At 71.3% G+C, this 18,466-nt stretch carries 17 protein-coding genes; 8 read left to right on the top strand and 9 right to left on the bottom strand.

Translation table 11 applies throughout. The features are described 5' to 3' along the window. Nucleotides 1-601 (top strand): transposase (locus FH969_RS10710; protein WP_218975304.1); only part of this gene is annotated, 601 nt, incomplete at its 5' end. A gap of 314 nt (nt 602-915) precedes the next feature. Here FH969_RS10710 and FH969_RS10705 read toward each other — a convergent pair. The 5 genes from FH969_RS10705 to FH969_RS16165 all read right to left on the bottom strand — a co-directional run bounded on the left by FH969_RS10705 (nt 916) and on the right by FH969_RS16165 (nt 6,525). Next, nucleotides 916-2,043 carry a hypothetical protein gene (locus tag FH969_RS10705; protein ID WP_108719427.1) on the bottom strand — a complete coding sequence of 376 codons (1,128 nt, stop codon included), beginning with the start codon at nt 2,041-2,043 and terminating at the stop codon, nt 916-918. A gap of 1 nt (nt 2,044) precedes the next feature. Beyond that, a complete protein-coding gene (locus FH969_RS10700; protein ID WP_281285367.1) occupies nt 2,045-2,611 on the bottom strand; it encodes an ABC transporter ATP-binding protein in 567 nt (188 codons plus the stop codon). A gap of 47 nt (nt 2,612-2,658) precedes the next feature. Further along, on the bottom strand, nt 2,659-3,690 hold the full coding sequence (locus FH969_RS10695; protein ID WP_108719429.1) for a peptidoglycan-binding domain-containing protein: 1,032 nt from the start codon (nt 3,688-3,690) through the stop codon (nt 2,659-2,661). A 2-nt stretch (nt 3,691-3,692) separates the two neighbouring features. Next, nucleotides 3,693-4,298, bottom strand: coding sequence for a hypothetical protein (locus tag FH969_RS10690; protein WP_108719430.1), 606 nt, complete (start codon nt 4,296-4,298; stop codon nt 3,693-3,695). 1,501 nt (nt 4,299-5,799) lie between these two features. After that, nucleotides 5,800-6,525 (bottom strand): TIR domain-containing protein, encoded by a 726-nt coding sequence (locus FH969_RS16165; RefSeq protein WP_425462461.1) that lies wholly within the window; start codon nt 6,523-6,525, stop codon nt 5,800-5,802. A gap of 315 nt (nt 6,526-6,840) precedes the next feature. Between FH969_RS16165 and FH969_RS10680 the strand changes: the two genes are divergently transcribed. Further along, nucleotides 6,841-7,107 carry a hypothetical protein gene (locus FH969_RS10680; RefSeq protein WP_139987228.1) on the top strand — a complete coding sequence of 89 codons (267 nt, stop codon included), beginning with the start codon at nt 6,841-6,843 and terminating at the stop codon, nt 7,105-7,107. A 539-nt stretch (nt 7,108-7,646) separates the two neighbouring features. On the opposite strand, the gene FH969_RS15285 is transcribed toward FH969_RS10680, so the two are convergent. From FH969_RS15285 to FH969_RS10660, 4 genes are all read right to left on the bottom strand, one after another. Beyond that, a complete protein-coding gene (locus FH969_RS15285) occupies nt 7,647-7,817 on the bottom strand; it encodes a type VII secretion target (RefSeq protein ID WP_180359765.1) in 171 nt (56 codons plus the stop codon). Between the two features lie 180 nt (nt 7,818-7,997). Then, nucleotides 7,998-8,849 carry an amino acid ABC transporter permease gene (locus FH969_RS10670; protein ID WP_139987226.1) on the bottom strand — a complete coding sequence of 284 codons (852 nt, stop codon included), beginning with the start codon at nt 8,847-8,849 and terminating at the stop codon, nt 7,998-8,000. Next, nucleotides 8,846-9,493, bottom strand: a complete 648-nt coding sequence (locus FH969_RS10665) for an amino acid ABC transporter permease (protein ID WP_108719438.1) — start codon at nt 9,491-9,493, stop codon at nt 8,846-8,848. Before FH969_RS10665 ends, FH969_RS10670 begins: the two co-directional genes overlap by 4 nt. 110 nt (nt 9,494-9,603) lie before the next feature. Next, nucleotides 9,604-10,599 (bottom strand): transporter substrate-binding domain-containing protein, encoded by a 996-nt coding sequence (locus FH969_RS10660; RefSeq protein WP_139987225.1) that lies wholly within the window; start codon nt 10,597-10,599, stop codon nt 9,604-9,606. A 373-nt stretch (nt 10,600-10,972) separates the two neighbouring features. Here FH969_RS10660 and FH969_RS10655 point away from each other — a divergent pair, with 373 nt between their 5' ends. The 6 genes from FH969_RS10655 (at nt 10,973) to FH969_RS10630 (ending at nt 18,430) form a co-directional block, all read left to right on the top strand. After that, nucleotides 10,973-12,433, top strand: coding sequence for a multidrug effflux MFS transporter (locus FH969_RS10655; protein ID WP_139987224.1), 1,461 nt, complete (start codon nt 10,973-10,975; stop codon nt 12,431-12,433). A 94-nt stretch (nt 12,434-12,527) separates the two neighbouring features. Further along, nucleotides 12,528-13,229, top strand: a complete 702-nt coding sequence (locus FH969_RS10650; protein WP_139987223.1) for an NUDIX hydrolase — start codon at nt 12,528-12,530, stop codon at nt 13,227-13,229. Next, nucleotides 13,226-14,590, top strand: coding sequence for a quinolinate synthase NadA (nadA, locus tag FH969_RS10645; protein ID WP_139987222.1), 1,365 nt, complete (start codon nt 13,226-13,228; stop codon nt 14,588-14,590). Before FH969_RS10650 ends, nadA begins: the two co-directional genes overlap by 4 nt. Then, on the top strand, nt 14,587-16,326 hold the full coding sequence (locus FH969_RS10640; protein ID WP_139987221.1) for an L-aspartate oxidase: 1,740 nt from the start codon (nt 14,587-14,589) through the stop codon (nt 16,324-16,326). The genes nadA and FH969_RS10640 overlap by 4 nt, the downstream gene beginning before the upstream one ends. Further along, on the top strand, nt 16,323-17,252 hold the full coding sequence (gene nadC / locus FH969_RS10635) for a carboxylating nicotinate-nucleotide diphosphorylase (RefSeq protein ID WP_139987220.1): 930 nt from the start codon (nt 16,323-16,325) through the stop codon (nt 17,250-17,252). The genes FH969_RS10640 and nadC overlap by 4 nt, the downstream gene beginning before the upstream one ends. Beyond that, nucleotides 17,252-18,430, top strand: a complete 1,179-nt coding sequence (locus FH969_RS10630; protein ID WP_139987219.1) for a cysteine desulfurase family protein — start codon at nt 17,252-17,254, stop codon at nt 18,428-18,430. Before nadC ends, FH969_RS10630 begins: the two co-directional genes overlap by 1 nt. Nucleotides 18,431-18,466: the final 36 nt, after the last annotated feature.

The raw sequence follows: 18,466 nt of genomic DNA, 5'->3' as shown, positions 1-18,466 counted from the left end.
GACCGGTGGCGGGTGGAGCCCGGCATTGACCGCGACCGGTGAGGTCAACGAGCACGCCGACGTCGCCGACATCACCATCCTGCTCACCCAGCGGGGGCACCTGACGGGCTGGCCGACCGGGATGCGCGTCATCGTGCGTCGCGAGCGGCCCCACCCCGGCGCGAGGGTGGCCCAGGACCGGCTCGATGACGCCGAGGGCTACCGCCTCACCGCGTTCGCCACGAACGCCCGCCGCGGACAGCTTCAAGTCCTCGAGCTACGCCACCGCCGCAGGGCGCGCTGCGAGGACCGGATCCGCTGCGCGAAGGACACCGGGCTACGCAACCTCCCCTTGAAGACCCTCGCGCAGAACGAGCTCTGGCTCCAGATCGTCGCTCTCGCCACTGATCTCCTGGCCTGGCTCGCCCTCCTCGGACTCGACGAGAAGAGCGCCCGGGTCTGGGAGCCCAAGCGACTCCGGCTACGCCTGTTCACCGCCCCGGCCGCGATCGCACGTCACGCCCGCCGCGTCATCCTGCACATCAAGGAGACCCACGCCTGGGCAGACGTCGTCATCGCCGCGCACCAGCGCCTCAGGGCCCTGGCGGCAGCACCGACCTGACCCCCGCGCCTCTACCCACCCACGACCCCAGGAACCCCACCGGCCGGAACCCGCGCCCACCGCGACGACACGCGGCACGACGTCACACCCCGATGCCACACTCACGCCGCGAGACCGGCAACGACGCCGACAACCTCGCCAACCCCGCCCGACGAAACATCGAGGCTAGGACTGTGGAACTCGGGTCGGAGACCGCAACCACACACTCTTGGTCCTAACCACCATCCTTGAAAAACTAAGAGGTTCACCTCCGCCGAGGTGCTCGCGGCGGAGGAGCGTCAGCAGAGCCGTCTGTCGGTGAGACGTCCTCGCGCCTATCGGTCCTTGAGAGAGGCCAGGGGAGATCTCAGAGGGAGGAAGACGCTGGCGCAAACCCCGATTATGGCGACGCCGGAAGTGATTGCGAGGTGTCGCAACAGATCGGCGACCAGAGCGGACGGGGCTTGCAGGGCCAGTGGAGTGATCAGGCCGACCACTACGACTGCCGCTAGTGCGGACGTCCCGATCAGAACGACGCCCTCTGAACCCCGTATCACCGCGCGAGCAGCGAAGTCGGCGCCAAGGGTGGCGTACAGACCGTCGCGGCCGCGCCTGATCCAGACGATCAGCAACCATAGTAGTGAGATGGCGCCTCCGCCGAACCAGGACGCCAGTCTAAGTCCACGCCGCTCGTACTCAGCCGAGAAGTCGCGGCCGTAGGTCCCGCTCACCAGTCGATCCGCGAGCACAGCGTCGTGCGTTCCGTCGCCGAGCAGAGTGGGAATCACTTGCCGGATCGAGGTCTCGTATCCCGGTGCGTAGCTGATCATGCAGGTTGAAGCGTTCCCGGTCGCGCTTGTTGGCAGAAGAAGTGCGTACTCGAACTGCTCGCCGAGCACGCTGGTGTCGACGACAGCGCCCACGCTTGAGGCCTCGCGAGCGGGGGATCCGCTTCCGGCTGGTCCGCCTGCACTCGTCGGGGTGAGGACGAGCGGACTCCCAGCCTGCAGGCGAAGGTCTTGAGCGATGTCTACTGGAACGATGACACCGTCAACCGGTGCTACCCCGAGCAGGCCCCAGATCCCTTCCCCGGCCGCGACGAGGGGAGTGTTCGCGTCGGGTGCGCTCACGGTTCCGGTGCGCTCGGGCATCCGGGTGAGCGAGGCCGAGGCGCGTACTCCCTCGATGTGAGTCAGTGACTCGCAGTCCACGCGGGGTATGCCGCCTCCCTCGTCGTTGGTCACGACGAGGGTGCGTCCTCCTGCGCTCACCCAGGCGCGCTCGTCGGCGAGAAGGCGATCGATCCACACGCCGTCGATCACGGTGGGAATGGATAGCACCCCGATCACGAACGTGGTGGCGATCGCCGTGAGCCAGCGGCCGCTTCGCCAGTTGCGAAACCCCTCACCGGCAGCGACCGTCAGCCTCCAGCCAGCGCGGCGGTGGGCCGATGTCACGGGCACCTCACGAGAGCCTGCGGCCGGAGAGCCGTACGACTCGGGAGCACCTGGCCGCCACGCTGTTGTCGTGCGTCACGATCACCGTGATCTTGTCCTCCGCGGAGCGCAGGAGCGTGTCCACCACGTGCCTGGACGTGTGCTCGTCGAGTTGCCCCGTCGGTTCGTCCGCGAGTAGCACGGGGCGCTCACTGATGACGGCGCGTGCGATCGCTGCACGCTGCGCTTCGCCGCCCGAGAGCGTTCGGACCGGCCACGAGCTCATCTCGCCGAGACCGACGCGGTCGATCGCTCGAACGGCGTGGTCGTTCGCAGTCGTCCTGTCGAGGCCGTCGGAGAATGCCCCCAGAGCGACATTGTCGAGCACCGACCTGTCGGACAGGACGTTAACCGTCTGGAGTACCCAGGAGACGTGCGCAGCCGTCCGGTTGACGGTGCCGTGCGGGGTCTCGAGGTGGATGCGGCCAGCGAGCGGCTGCAAGAGCCCACCCAGGAGGGCAAGGAAAGTGGTCTTCCCCGAGCCCGACGGACCCACCACAGCCACCGACTCCCCGGCACTGACGTCCATGTGCACTCCGTCTAGCACGTCAGGTCGGCCCGGGTACGCGAAGCGGACGGCGTCTACGACGAGTCGCACGTCGGGCGATCCATCATCTGCAGCGGGTTCGACAGCACAGTTGTGACCGAAACACCCGGATCAAGGTCAGCGTGCATGGTGGTCCCGCCGAGGATCGTGACGGGGATTGGCGGTCCATCGACGGCGTCGTAGACGCACGTCTTGCCGGTCGTCGGGTCCACCACAACCGACGAAGCCGAAACTCGTACCGCAGGTCGGGTGGTCGTGCTCTCGGCCGTTCCTGCTCCTTCTCCACTTGTGCCGAGCTCTTCGGCGATCCGCGCGACCGCTTCCGCGTCGCGGATCGCGCCGGACCCTGGCGCGTAGCTCGTCTCGAAGTCTCCTACTCGTACGCGGTACCCGTCTCCGCCCGGCAAGCCACCGGGCGGCTCGGACACGAGGATCGACGCCAAGTGTGCAGGCCCGCGAACGAGCGTTTCGCCGGCTCCAACGGCTGCACCGACCGTCGGAACCACTTCGGAGACGGTGAGTGGAGCGTTGCCGATCCACGCCACGCTGGACAGTTCGAAGGTGTCGCCAGAGACGCCCGTCGCGTAGGCGCGGTTGAACGCGGTAACTGCAGCGGCCGTCGCCGAGCCGAACGTTCCGTCGACCGTTCCAGCGTCGAATCCCAGCGCCTCGAGGTAGGCCTGCACTCGGGCAACGTCCGGCCCTTCATCGCCGGGGGAGAGATCGCGCCACAGCGGTCCGTCACCGAGATAGGCCACGACAGGCTCATCGTTGACGTGTGCGACCACATCGCCCGCATCCAGGACGCTGCCGGGCTGAACGTCGAGGCGGGTCACGGTTCCCGTCGCCGACACGCGCGCCTCGTCACCGGGGCTTCGCTCCACTGCGAGGCCCACAGCGAACTGGGGCGCCAGGTCAACCTCCTCGACGGGCACGATCAGTGCGGCTTCGGGGAGATCAGACGTGAGCGGGGAGCTCGTCCGAAGCTCCGCCCACCACAACCCGACGGCACATCCCAGGGCGAGCACCAGGATGCCAACCGCGACCCCCGCGAAGCGCCCGTTCATGCTCACCGCCCGTACCCGGACTCCGAGACGCAGTCGACCCCAGACCTCGACTCAAGGTCCGCGGCTGCCCCGAGAACCTCGGGCATGGTCGCGTCGTCCCGCACCTCCCCTCCGTTCTCGGCAAGGCAGGTAATCACGACGTCGCGATAGGGACCAAACGCGGCCTCCTGCTGCTCGATCGAGGCGGGGGAGAGCTGGTAAGCCTGCTCCACGAAGAGACTGTGCTGAGCGAGGCAGGCATCGGCAATCGCGAGCGTTTGATCGTCGCTTCGTCCCGCCGAGCTCGTCGCGAACGAGTAGGAGATCTCCGGGAACCCTCGAGCGCTGGTGACCGAGTCGTCGAACACCTCGATGCCAGCGTCCCGCATGCACGTCAGTGACCGGTCCACCGCCTCCTGATACTCCTCGAACTCGACCGCGCCGGACTCGAGAATGCTCAGCTGCTCGTCACTCGCCCCTTGCTCACGAGCCGCAGCCAGGATACGTGCATCGATCGTCGGAACGGGCTGCGGCGCTTCTCCGGGTGAGCACCCCGCAGCAGACCCTACGACGAACAGTGCCGTGCCCGCCGCGCCGAGCGCGCGTATGAATCGAGACCCCAGCCTCACGTCAGTACTGATACTGGTAAGCGAAGATGCGCGAGCGCGAGACTGACGCCAGGGTGTCCCCGAAACTCCATGCGGTGATCCGGTCCGCGCCGGCCTCGTTCCACTTGGCGCGAATTCCGACGTAGTACCCACAGCCATTTGAGTTGATGAACGCTCGGTCCGAGGTGTGGCCGTGGTTGATTCCTCCGCAGCTCAACTGCACCCACGTGCTGGAGTCGCTACGCCATGCGCTCGTATAGGCAGACGCAGGGGCAACCGCGAGTGCGGCTGAGAGGACGACTAGCGAGAGAACTGCTGCGATGCGTGCTTTCAAGACTCTCTCCTCTGTTGCTCTCGAATGGCTTTGAATGCCCTGCTCCGCGCTGCCAGGGCGGGTCGTGGGGGCGTGGTTGAAGGCGTCACGCTCGCAGGCTGTGCGTCGTCGTTCGCGAGCACCGTCCCCTGTAGGCCCCCTCTCTCCTGCGTGCCGAGCGTACTCAGTCGCCTCGGTCATGCCTACAATACTTTTGGATAGTTCGCTCCCACTCCGGGGGCGCACCACCTGCCGGAGCGCTGCGGCAGCAAGGTGATCTGGCACGGCGAGCGTCGGGCGAGCGGAGTGCGTGTCTTGCGCCAGGTGTGTCGAAGACGGACTCACAGTAGGACTGAGTCGGTGACGTCAATCCCAATCCGTGTTCGGAAGCCCGGCGGTCAGGCGTCCTGCCACCTAGGGCAATGCGCGGGCGCTATCGGTTCGCGGCGGCAACCAGCAGCCGTTGGGGTCCTGGGCGACACACTCGTAAGGACCGAGGGGTTTCTTCGGCGTATGCAGGTCGCCTCACGACTGACCTGGCTCCGAAACCGTGGCCGCGGTGAGACTCGAGGCGCGTGACGCCGTCGGGCGGCTCAACGCCGACATCACCCAGGCTCGCGGGGCGGTCGACCCTCAGCAGGTGCGCGCCGCCCGGGAGGAGGGCCGCGACGTCGCATGGGCTGCGCTCCAGCGTGACTGGCTGGCCTGGGTCGCCCACCTCGACGAGGCCGACGTCGACCACGCCAGGGACCAGTGGCGACACCGCGCCAGGCGTGTGCTGCGGGACCTGGGCGAGCACCTCGTGCTCGACCACATTGACACCCCTCGCCTCGTCCGCGGCCGCGTCGACGGCGGGCGCCAGGTCGCGATCCACGATGCCGACCTGCACTACCGACAGGCGCTCGGCCGCATCTTCTCCGACTCCTACGCGGTGCAGCGTCGGGGGAACGCGGGGTACGCCGAGCGCCGCAGAGGCTATTCTCAGCGCACCGGCTTTCGGAGACAACCTTTGAGGGTAGGCGCGATGCCTGCCTCGTGGAACAGAGCCCAGGAGGTTCCAGGACCACCTCGAACGGTCGTCGCACGCAAGTCGGACCAGGCGCGGCATCCCGTAGGGGCTCCCAACGGGCGTAGTTGGGTTGGAGCGTCGTTCTCCCGCGGGGACTCCCGTCAAGGGCCCGCGGGAGAACCCGACCCGGTCCCAGCGACCTAGACGGGCTGGCGTACGCGATCGTTCACACGAAGGCCATTCGCGCGTAGCTGGCGAGCAAAGTTGCGCAGCGTCGACCGCGTCACCGACGGGTCCGCTGATAGTTGCATCGAGAACCGCCGACCCCTCGGACTAATCACGCGAATCGTTGTGGTGGAGTTGGGGCGGAGACGCCGCCACCCCTGAGCGGCGACCGCGGTCCAGAGCAGATCGAGCTCGTACTCAAGTAGTCGCACGTGATCGCCTGCTTGAGGGGCCGACGCGGGTGAGGTAGCCGGCCGCGATCCACGCCGACCGAAGATCTGCTTCGCTTCCAACGCCGCCGGGCCGAGAGCCGCACGCAGGTTCCGGTCTGAGCGATCTGGAGGGTACGAGGGAAGGCGTGTGATTCCGGCCAGGTCGGAAGGCCACGCCATCCGGGGCGTAGTCGGAGCCAGCATGAGTACGCGATTCAGTCCGAGCACACCCATGAATAGGCCCAACTCGAGCAGCACGTTGTCCCGCATCGCGGGGAATGCCTCACCGCGACGCTCGACCACGTCGTCCGGTGTCGTGACCAACACCGCAAAGTCGGACTCCTCGGCCGCACGCTGGAGCGCATCCATCGTGTATTCCCCGGCCCCGAAGACGCCCTGATGCCAGATCGTCGGCTCCGAGTCATCCGCGATGAGCGCCTGGAACGCCTCTGCGACCGATCGCCCCTCCGACGAGGAGCCAATGAACACACGTGGAGCCACCACCACCGCCAACCCACCATCTTCCTCGAGACCACAACCTCACCTACATCAACCGTATTGCGAGTGAATCCGGGCCGGCGACGTCGCGCCAGCCGCACCCTTCCGGCACTACCAGAGCTGACTCTGGGCGCGATCCAGAGTGCTGAGCCCTTGCTGCGCAACTCCGGCCACGTTGGCGCCGGCGCGAGCGGCGCTGCGGAGTTGAACCGCTCGCGTGAGTGAGCCTCGTGAGTCTCGGAGTGGGCTCCCGGGATTGTGACGTCGCCAGGCCCATTCGGCGCGGTTGAGCGCGTTGGTTGATGGGTGGAGATGTTCGGGGTTCTGACAGAGGGGTTCGTCACACGCGTGCGCGACGACGGGCGGGAAGTCGTCGGCGCCGTGTGCGAGCGCGTAACCGAAGCGGTGGGCGATGACGACGAAAGCGTCGTGTACCCAGAAGCGGCCGTGGCCATGGCCAGAGATCGCGCCCGTCCACAGCCAGCACGCCTGGTGGTCACCGCGCACGACCTTCGCGAGGTACCGCTCGGTGACCCCAGTGTCGTCGAGCACCCACCGGAGACGGTCAGCTGACGCGAGCGGGCTCACTGCTACGCACCTCCGCGCCAGCGATCGGTTGCTCGGAAGGGACTGCCGGAGCGAGTGCGCGCAGCCGCTTGACTTCGCCCGCGTCGATGGCCAGCAGCGTCTGGGCCTCGCGGGCAGTGAGCCCGCCGGCGGTCGTGAGTGCGGTGAGCTTCGCTGCCATCTGGGTGTCGAGGTCGGCCAGCGTCGCGAGGAGCTTGGTGCGCTCGTCGACGAGATCGAGGAAGTCGCCGGCGTAGGTGTCGATGAGTTCGTCGCGCTTGATCTGCTCGGCTTGAAGGGCGAGACACCGTCCAGGTCCTCGGCCGCGGTGCTGAGAGTCTGCGCGTCACGGCTGACAACCTCGACGTCACCGGGGACGAGGTCGCGCCCGCTGGTCGCGGTCGCGAGGCTCACCACGGTCACGGCACCTCGAACTCGAGGCGCGCAGCAGTGTCGGCGTCGGTGTCCTCGTAGTCCTGGGCGCTGGCGACCAGGGCGGAGCCGGTGTCGTCAGCGGCGGTGCCCACGAGGGAGAGCCCGCCCGTCTACGCCTGGTGGAACGACACGCCCGGGTCGGTGATCGCCCCCAACCCCCATGCCAGCGGAGACAAGCCCTGGATCGCTTCCCCGACCGAGGCGATCTCGTCAGCGATCACGCCCCAGTGCTCGGCGTGCTCGCGCAACGCCGCCGTGTCGACCTCGAACGCTTCCGACATGATGCTCCTCGCGGCGGCTGGCCTTGCGACTCTTCTGCACCCTATGGCCGAGGTCCGACACCGCGGCCACCCCCAGTGGCGAGTCATCAGCTCGACGCTTGGACCACGCGTCATGCGGCGCTACGACCAGACGGCGGCCGATGTCCCGAGCGCCCCATCCGCGCTCGAACCGGCGTCGACCTACTGGATCGCGGTGCGCCGCACCCGGGCGAGGATAGAGACGCGTCCCATCCCTCGGGCGCGGTTCATCCGGCGTTCGAGCCGCTGCGCGAAGGCCGAGATCAGCACGTTGACCACCACGTAGACGAGGGTGATCACCAGGTACGTCTGGATGAGGTCGTTCGTGTTGGCGACGAGCACCTTGCCCGACTGCATCAGCTCGGGGTAGCTCACCACGTACCCGAAGGCCGTGTCCTTGACCACCACCACGGACTGGGCGACGAGCGCCGGGATGACCATGCGCAGCGCCTGCGGGAAGACCACGATCCGCATCACGAGGCCTTCCCTGAGCCCGACGGCGAGCCCCGCCTCGGTCTGCCCGCGCGGCACCGCGAGCACGCCCGCCCGGAACACCTCCGCCAGGACGGCAGCGGCGCACAGCCCGATCGGGATCACGAGCTTGGCGTAGATGCTGAGGCGGATGCCGTAGGCGGGCAGCGCGAACATGAGCACGTAGATCACGAGCAGCACCGGCACGGCGCGGAAGAGCTCGATGACGGCGGTGGAGGGCAGTCGCAGCCACCGTCGTCGGGATAGTCGGCCGAGCGCGAGCACGAGTCCGAGCGGCAGACCGATCGCTGCCGCTCCGAGGGCCGCCAGCGCGGTGTTGCGCAGCGCGTCGGCGAAGTAGCGCAGGGTCCCGGGCTGGATGAACGTGCGCCACTTCGACGGCGCGAGCTGGCCCGTGCGGTAGAGCTGCCAGTACACGAGCGCGGCCAGCGCGAACGCCGCCACCACGGAGAGCATCGTGACGATCCGCACGGTGGCGCGACCGCGGGGACCCTGCGTGTCGAACAGGGCGTGCGCGCTCATCGCAGCACCCGCAGGCGCCGTTCGAGCACCGAGCCGAAGCCCGCCGCGCCGAGCGAGAGCGCCACGTAGATGGCCGCCGCCACCGCGAACGTCGTCAGCCCGAGCGCTTCGCGATTGTTGATGTAGGCCACCGTCGCCGTCAGCTCGCGCATCCCGACCACCGCGGCGAGGGAGGACGAGAGCAGGATCCCGATGAACAGCGTGACGATCGGGCCGATCACCGTGCGAAGCGCCTGTGGCACGACCAGCTCGCGGCAGATGCCGGCGAACGTGAGCCCGAGCGCGCGTGCCGCCTCGACCTGGCCCGTGCTCACCGCGTTGATACCCGAGCGCAGCGTCTCGCACGCGAACGCCGCCCCCACGGCCACGATCGAGAGGATGACCGACCAGTAGAACCCGAGGTTCAGACCCGCGTACGGCAGGCCGTAGACGACCAGGATGAGGAGCGTCACGAGCGGGACGTTGCGGAACAGCTCGACGTACAGAGTGCCGGCCACGCGCAGCGGTGGGATCGGTGAGATCCGGAACACCGCGAGCACCGTGCCGACCACGAACGCTCCGACGAACCCGATGCCCGTGAGCTGGAGCGTCAGCCACAGCCCCGCGAGGAAGTCGTCGGAGTAGTCGCGCAAGAGGACGTCCATGACCCTCCTTTCGGACGAGATCGGCCCGGCGACCGGTGCGGTCGCCGGGCCGATCGTCGCACGCCCCCCGCGACGTCAGGGGGCGCGACTCAGCTCATCTGGGTCTCGGCTCAGCTCAGGCCGGTCTCGCCCGGGGTGGGCGCCGCCGGGACGGTGGTGACGCCGGTGCGGTCACCGATCGTCACGGTCCAGAGGTCCTCCCAGACGCCGGACGCGATGATCTCGTCGAGGAACGTGTTGATGAACTCGACGCCGTCGGAGTCCAGCGGCACACCGATGCCGTACAGGTCCTCGGGGCCGAACGGCTCGCCGACGATCTTCACGGCGTCGCCCTGCTGGAGGACCGCGTTGAGCAGGAGGGTCTGGTCGATGACGTAGGCGTCCGCGTTCCCGTTCAGTACGGCCTCAATGGCCTGCGCGTGGTCGGGAAGCGCCAGGACCTCGGCCTCCGGCGCCTCCTCGGCGAGCAGCGTCTCGCCGGTGGAGCTGGCCTGCGTGGCGACGGTCTTGCCCGCGAGGTCGGCGACCGACGTGATGTCCGTGTTGTCGCTGCGGACCAGGATGCCCGCCTGGGACGAGTAGTACGGGCCGGCGAACGAGATGCGCTCGGCGCGTGCGGGCGTGATCGAGTACGTCGCGAAGACGGCGTCGACGTCACCGTTCACGAGCACCTGCTCGCGGGTGTCCGACGTGACCTGGGACAGCTCGGTGCTGACCTCGCCCAGGACGTACTGCGAGAGCAGCTGCGACAGGCCGGCGTCGAAGCCGCGCACCTGCTGTGACGTCGGGTCCAGCAGCGAGAACAGGTTCGAGGTCTCCGTGCCGCCGATGCGCAGCGTCCCGCTCTCGCGCACGGCGCTGGCCCACTCGCTCGCCTCGACGGCGGCGTCGTCGGCGACCGGTCCTTCTGCGATGACGTCGTCGTAGGCGGCGACGTCGAGGTCCGAGCCCGCCTCGGCGGCGCCCGACCCGGAGTCGGTGGTGCCGGAGTCCGTGGCGTCCGACCCGGTGGCGTCGCCGGAGCCGGTGTCCTCGGGGCTGCAGGCGACGAGGCTGAGCCCGATGACGGCGGCAAGGCCGGCGATCGCGAGACGTGTGCTGCGCATGGGTGTGTCCTCCCGTGGCTGACGTGGTGGTCTCTGCACGGTAGTCGCGACCCGGGCGCCGGTCTCGGTGTGCGGCGGGCGTCTCACGTCGTGGCCGATCCCAGGGCGGTCCACCTCACACGCGCGTGTGAGGTGGACCACGTCACAGTTCCAGAGCTCGAAACGATTCGACAACACCGCCGCACGGGGTGCACGATTGTCCCGCCGGCGTGGGTGGGGGACCCATCGGGGCCCGCGCCGTCGGCCGCCGTAGACAGCACCCGTACGCCTCGCACCCCGCCGCCCTGCCCGGCCAGCCGTCCGGCTCGCCCGCAGGCCGCACGGGAGCAAGACAAGCCCCAGCCTCCGCCGCGCACGAGACCGAGACGCCACGATGACCCAAGCGCCGCCCAGCCCCTGCCCCGAGCACCTCCGCGCCGACGCCGGCGCCGTCGAACGCGACGAGCCGGCCCCCGAGATCGTCGAGGGTCCCGTCGTCGACGCCGTGCTGCCCGAGGTCACGGCCGTCCCCGTCCGCCAGGACCCCGACCCCGACCCCGCCACGACGGGCGCGTCCGGCCGCGCCCGCCGGTTCGGTCGCCGAGGCGACGGTGCGCGCCCGGGTCGCCCCGCCGCGCCGTCGGGCCCGCGCCCCCGCGCCGCGCTCGTGGCGCTGCTCGGCTCGATGTCCGCGATCTTCGCGGTCACCGTCGACATGTACCTGCCCTCGCTGCCCCAGGTGGCGTCGGAGATGCAGGTCAACGAGGCGACGGCGCAGCTGACCATCTCGTTCATGATGATCGGCGCGGCGTTCGGCCAGCTCGTCGTGGGCCCGTGGTCGGACCGCGTGGGCCGGCGCAAGCCGGTCATCATCGGGGCGTCGCTGCACGTCGTGGCCTGCCTGCTGGTCCTGCTCGGCTCCGGGATCGGGGTGTTCCTCGGTCTGCGCCTGCTCCAGGGCGTCGCGGCCGCGTCCCTCGGCGTGTGCGCGCAGGCGTTCATCCGCGACCGCTACACGGGCGCCGTCGCGGCGGCGACGATCTCGCGGATGATGCTCGTGATCGGCGTGGCGCCGCTGTTCGCACCGACCGTCGGCGGGTTCATCGCCCAGCACTGGGGCTGGCGTGCGGTGTTCGGCGTGCTGGCCGGCTGCGGCGCGCTCGTGCTGCTCGCGTGCTGGCGCTTCCTGCCCGAGTCGCACCCCGTCGAGAAGCGCATGACCGGCGGGATCCCCGCGGCGCTGCGCAACTACCGCGTGCTGCTGGCCGACCGGCGCTTCCTCGCGCTCGCCGTGCTGCCGGGGCTCGTGAGCGGCGCGCTCATGGCGTACGTCTCGGGCTCGCCGTTCGTGCTGCAGGACCAGCTCGGACTCTCCGCGCACCAGTTCTCGCTGTTCTTCGCCGTGGGCGGCGTGCTGCTGGTGGGGATGGCGCAGGTCAACGCGGCGCTCGTGCACCGGTACTCCTCGATCCGGATCATCCGGCTCGTGCTGCCGCTGCAGCTGGGTGTCGCGCTCGTGCTGCTCGGGGTGTCGCTGACCGGCGTCGGGCCGAGCAACGCGCTGCTGTTCCTCGTCCCGCTCGCCGCGGTGCTGTCGTTCCAGAACTTCGTTCCGCCGAACGCCACGACGATCGCCCTGAGCCGGCACGGCGAGCGCGCCGGGTCCGCCGCCGCGGTGCTCGGCTGCCTCGGCGCGCTGCTGCCGGCGCTGATCAGCCCCCTGGTCGGTGTGCTCGGCGGGTCGGCGATCGCGATGGCTGCGGTGATGGTCGCCTCGATCCTCGCGGCCCTGATCGTCGCGGCGCTCGGGACCTCCGCGTACCGGCGCGGGGGCTGGGAGACCGGTCGGGACTGACGCGCCGTCCCACTCCTCGACACACCTGCCCCTTCAGGTTGACGTGACCAAAAGGCGGGGTTAATGTCGCCCCGACCTCAAGGGAGGGCGCCCCGTGCAGCTCGCGGTCTCGACCGTCATCCTCGCCCTCCGGCCCACCCCGGACGGCAGCGGAACCACGCTGTGGCTGCCGCTCGTCCGCCGCATCCGCGAGCCGTTCCTCGGCGCCTGGGCCCTGCCCGGTGAGCCGCTCGAGGAGCACATGAGCCTCGTCGAGGCGGCCCGGGCCCGGCTGCGGCACACCATCGGCCTCGACCCGAACTACCTCGAGCAGCTCTACGCCTTCGGTGGCGTGGACCGTTCGCGGGACGGTTCCTCACCCGACGCCCCGTGCCCCGAGCGCGTCGTGTCGATCGTCTACTGGGCCCTGGTCCGCGCGGACGAGGACGCGCGCATGGTCGCGGGGGAGAACGTCGCCTGGTTCCCCGCCGAGCAGCTGCCGGCGCTCGCGTTCGACCACGCCGCGATCGTCGACTACGCCCTCGCCCGGCTGCGCGCCAAGCTCGAGTACACCCCGATCGCGCACGCCTTCCTGCCCGACGAGTTCACGCTCACCGAGGTGCGCGAGGTGTACGAGGCGGTCCTCGGCCGAGGCCTGGACCCCGCGAACTTCCGCCGTCAGATCTTGGCGAGCGGCGCCGTCGAGCCTACGGGCGAGAAGGTCACCGGGACGAGCCACCGCCCCCCGAGCCTGTACCGCTACCGGCCCGACTCCGTCGCCACCAGCCCCACCCCGCCTCCGAGGAGCGCCGCATGACCTCCATCGCCCAGCTGCTCGACGCCCCGGTCACGCCGGCGTGCGACCCCGGCCTCGCCACGCCCACCTGGGACTTCGACGCCCTGCCCACCTACGGGCCGGGTGCCTCGGTGGCCGACGTCGTGCCCGCCGCGACCACGAACGCCCGCTCGCGCCCGGGTCAGCTCCCGATCGCCTACCAGCGCATGACCAACGACGAGCTGCACGCGCGGATCGCCGCCGCGAAGGCGTCCCTCGGCGACCGCGTCGTGATTCTCGGCCACTACTACCAGCGCGACGAGATCGTGGCCTACGCCGACTTCGTCGGCGACTCCTTCCAGCTCGCGGGCGCCGCCCTGACCCGGCCCGACGCCGAGGCGATCGTCTTCTGCGGCGTGCACTTCATGGCGGAGACGGCCGACATCCTCGCCCGCGAGGAGCAGACCGTCATCCTGCCGAACCTCGCCGCGGGCTGCTCGATGGCCGACATGGCCGACGAGGACTCCGTCGAGGCGGCGTGGGCCGAGCTCGCGCAGGTCTACCGCTTCGACCCGGACGAGACCGTCGGCCCGGACTGGTTCGAGCGCCACCCGGGCGGCAAGCTGCCCGTCGTCCCGGTCACCTACATGAACTCCTCGGCCGCGCTCAAGGCGTTCTGCGGCCGGCACGGCGGGATCGTGTGCACGTCCTCGAACGCGCGCACCGTGCTGGAGTGGGCGTTCGCCCGCGGCGAGCGCGTCCTCTTCTTCCCCGACCAGCACCTCGGCCGCAACACTGCCAAGGCGATGGGCGTGCCGCTGGCGGCGATGCCGATGTGGAACCCGCGCAAGCCGCTCGGCGGCAACGACGCCGAGGCCCTGCGCGACGCGCGCGTCATCCTGTGGCACGGCTTCTGCTCGGTGCACAAGCGGTTCACGACGGCGCAGATCGCCGCCGCGCGCGAAGCTCACCCGGGCGTGCAGGTCGTGGTGCACCCCGAGTGCCCGATGGCGGTGGTCGACGCCGCCGACGCGGCAGGCTCGACCGAGCTCATCCGCCAGTTCGTCGCCGACGCCGAGCCCGGCTCGACGATCGCGATCGGCACCGAGATCAACATGGTGAACCGGCTCGCCGCGCAGCACCCGGACAAGACGATCTTCTGCCTCGACCCCGTGGTGTGCCCCTGCTCGACGATGTACCGGATCCACCCCGGCTACCTCGCCTGGACGCTCGAGTCGCTCGCCGCCGGCGAGGTCGTCAACGAGATCCAGGTGGACCCCGACGTCGCCCGGCACGCCCGCACGGCCCTGGAGCGGATGCTCGCGGCCGCGCCCAAGCCGCTCACCGGCACCCCCAGCACGAGCACCACCAGCACCAGCAGCACCACAGGAGGCCCCCGTTGAGGATCGTCGTCGTCGGATCCGGCCTCGCCGGCCTGCTCACCGCCATCGAGGCGAGCACCGCCCACGAGGTCGTGCTCGTCACGAAGGGCGCCCTGACCGAGTCCAACACGGTGCACGCCCAGGGCGGCGTCGCCGTCGTGGGCCCGCGGCCGGACAGCGTCGTCGCGCACGTCACCGACACCCGCCGCGCGGGTGCGGGCCTGTCCGACCCCGCCGCCGCGATGGCGCTCGCCGCCGACGGCCCCACCGCGATCGACCGGCTCCTCGAGCTCGGCGTCACGTTCGACCGCGACGGCGGCATCCTGTGCCGCGCCCTCGAGGCCGCGCACAGCTACCCCCGCGTGCTGCGCGCCGGTGGCGACGCGACCGGCGCGGAGATCGTCCGCGCGCTCGTGGTCGCCGCGCTCGACCGCGGCATCGAGGTGCGCGAGCACACCATCGCGATCGACGTCGTGCTCGACGGCGGGCGAGCGGTCGGCCTCGACGTGCGCACCGCCTCGGGTGAGGTCGAGCGCGTGGCGGGCGACGCCGTCGTGCTCGCGACCGGAGGCGCCGGCCAGCTCTACCCGACCACGACGAACCCCGCCGTGGCGACGGCCGACGGCGTCGCGATGGCGCTGCGTGCCGGCGCCGAGATCGCGGACGCCGAGATGGTGCAGTTCCACCCCACGGTGCTCGCGGCCGCCGAGCCGTTCCTCGTCTCCGAGGCCGTGCGCGGCGAGGGCGCGGTGCTCGTGGACGACGCCGGGCGCCGGTTCATGCTCGACGTGCACCCCGCCGCCGAGCTCGCCCCGCGCGACGTGGTGGCCCGCGCCATCGCCGCCCAGGAGCGCGCGCAGGGCTCGCCGGTGCGGCTGGACGCGACGCGGCTCGGCGCCGCGACCGTGCGCCGCCGGTTCCCGACGATCGTCGCCGCGTGCGCCGAGCGCGGCTGGGACCTCGGAGGCGAGCCCGTTCCCGTGACGCCCGCCGCGCACTACTGGATGGGCGGCGTGCGCACCGACCTCGCGGGCCGCACGAGCGTGCCCGGCCTGTGGGCTGTGGGCGAGGTCGCGTGCACCGGCGTGCACGGCGCCAACCGCCTCGCGTCCAACTCGCTCCTCGAGGCCGCGGTGTTCGCGCGGCGGTGCGTCGCGGCGCTCGACGGCGAGCCCGCCGACACCTCCGACGCGCCGGGCCTCGTGGCCGGCGGGGCGGGTGCCGACCGGCCCGTCGTCGGCGCGGGGCGACCCGGCGCCGACGCGGCCACCGGCCCGCGTGCCGTGGCGTCCGACGGCTGGGCGCCCCCCGCCGTGGTGCCGCTCGGCGACGCCCCGGACGCCGGCCCGTGGACGCGAGCGGACCTGCAGCGCGTGATGTGGGAGCACGCCGGGCTCATCCGCTCGCGCGAGGGCCTCGAGCAGGCGCGCACCGCGCTCGCCGCGTTCGCGACGCCCTCGCTCCTGCCGGACGCCATGCTCGGGCTGGAGACGAGCGACGTCGAGGACGCCAACCTGCTGCTCGCGGCGCGCGTCGTGGTGGCCGCCGCGCTCGCGCGCACCGGGTCGTTCGGGGCGCACCAGCGCAGCGACCACTCCGGTGACTCGCCCGAGTCGCCCGACTCGACCGACTCGACCGGCGTGCTCGAGCCCGCCGAGACCGTCCACCGCGTCCTCGTCGCCGACCCCGCCGGCCTGCCCGCGCGCGGCATCCTCAGCGGCACCGTCGCGGGGTCGCTCGCGCTCGGCCGCGCATGACCGCCGCCTACACGCCGCAGGTGCTGCGCGCCGTCGTCGACCGCGCGCTCGCCGAGGACGCCCCGTTCGGCGACCTCACGTCCGACGCGTTCGTGCCGGCCACGGCGCGCGCCCGCGCCGTGGTCCGGACGCGCGAGGCGTGCGTCGTCGCGTGCGGCGACGTCGTCGCGGCCGTCATGACGGCCTGCTCCGACCCCGCCTCGCCTGCAGGCGCGGTGCGGGTCACGGACGTCGTGCCCGACGGCGAGCGGCTCGCCCCGGGCGACGTCCTCGCCGTCGTCGAGGGTCCGGCGCGGGCGGTGCTGCGCGGTGAGCGCGTCGCGCTCAACCTGCTCGCCCGGGCCGTCGCGGTGGCGACCCGGACCGCGGCGTACGTGGCCGCCGTCGGCGACGCGGTCTCGGCCTCCGGGCGTCCGGTCCGGGTGGTGGACACCCGCAAGACGACGCCCGGGCTGCGCGCGCTCGAGAAGCACGCCGTGACCTGCGGCGGCGGGTTCAACCACCGGTACTCGCTGTCGGACGCCGTGATGGTCAAGGACAACCACCTCGCCGCGCTGCTCGGCGCCGACGGCGAGGTCACCTCGGCCCTGCGCGCGGCCGCCGCGCGCCTGCCGCACACCACGCACCTTGAGGTCGAGGTGGACCGCCTCGACCAGATCGAGCCGGTGCTCGCCTCGGGCGTGGTGGGCACGCTCATGCTCGACAACTTCTCCCTCGAGGACCTGCGCGCCGGGGTAACGCTCGTGGCGGGCCGGGCGCTCGTCGAGGCCTCCGGGGGCGTGACGCTCGAGACGATCGGCGCGATCGCGCGGACCGGCGTGGACCTCGTCTCGGTCGGCGCGCTCACCCACGGCGCCGGATCGGTGGACCTCGGGCTGGACATGGAGCTGGCCACCTCGACCGCCGCGGCGGACCCGCGCCCCTGATGCCCTACCTCGACCGGGCCGCGACGTCCCCCGTACGGCGGGAGGCGCTCGAGGCGGCATGGCCGTTCCTCACCGCCCGGTTCGGCAACCCCTCCTCGGTGCACGCGCTTGGCCACGACGCGTCGACGGCGCTCGAGCAGGCCCGCGCCGACGTCGCTGCGGTGCTCGGGGCCCGGCCGGCCGAGGTCGTGTTCACCTCGGGTGGCACCGAGTCGGACAACACGGCCGTCAAGGGCCTCGCCCTGGCCCGCCGCGAGGCGGTGGGCGCGACGCGGGTGGTGATCTCCGCCGTCGAGCACCCCGCGGTGCTCGAGTCGGCGGCGTGGCTGGCGCGGACGGGCTTCGACCTGACGGTGCTGCCCGTCGACGGCGACGGCGTGGTCGACCTCGACGCGCTCGACGCCGCGCTCGCCGGCGGAGACGTGGCCGTGGTGTCGGTGCAGCTCGCGAGCAACGAGGTCGGGACGGTGCAGCCGCTCGAGGACGTTGCCGCGCGCTGCCACGCCGCGGGCGTCCCGCTCCACTGCGACGCCGTCCAGGCGGCGGGTGCCCTCGCGCTCGACGTGGCCGGGCTCGGCGTCGACGCGCTGTCGCTGTCCGGCCACAAGGTGGGCGCGCCCAAGGGCACCGGCGTGCTGTGGCTGCGCCGCGGGGTCCGTCTCGAGCCGCTGCTGCACGGCGGCGGGCAGGAGCGCGGCGTGCGCTCGGGCACGCAGGACGTGGCTGGTGCGGTCGCGTTCGCCGTCGCGCTCGGGCTCGCCGACGCCGAGCGCGCCGCGGGCAGCGTCCTCGCCGCGCGCCGGGACGCCTTCGTCGCGCAGGTGCTCGACGGCGTGCGTCCCCTCCTGCCGTCGGCTCGCCTCACCGGGCACCCGGTGCGGCGTCTGCCGGGGCACGCGTCGTTCGTGCTCGGCGGCGTGTCGGGGGAGTCGGTGCTGCTCGAGCTCGAGCAGCGCGGCGTGCTCGTGTCCTCCGGGTCGGCGTGCCACGCAGGGTCGGACGAGCCGTCGCACGTGCTCACCGCGATGGGCCTCGATCGCGAGCTCGCCCAGACGGCGCTGCGTGTCACGTTCGGCCGCGAGGCGAGTTCCGAAGACCTGTCGCTCGCCGCGCGCGCGGTGGTCGAGGCGGTGGCGGCGCTCGTGCGCCGAGGGACCTCGTCCGGAGAGGTCGGATGACTGAGTGGTCCGTGCCCCGGCAAGAGGCCACACCCG

It is taken from the genome of Miniimonas arenae (genome assembly GCF_006351005.1).
GTDB classification, from domain to species: domain Bacteria; phylum Actinomycetota; class Actinomycetes; order Actinomycetales; family Beutenbergiaceae; genus Miniimonas; species Miniimonas arenae.
This window is presented reverse-complemented; position numbering and strand designations above follow the sequence as displayed.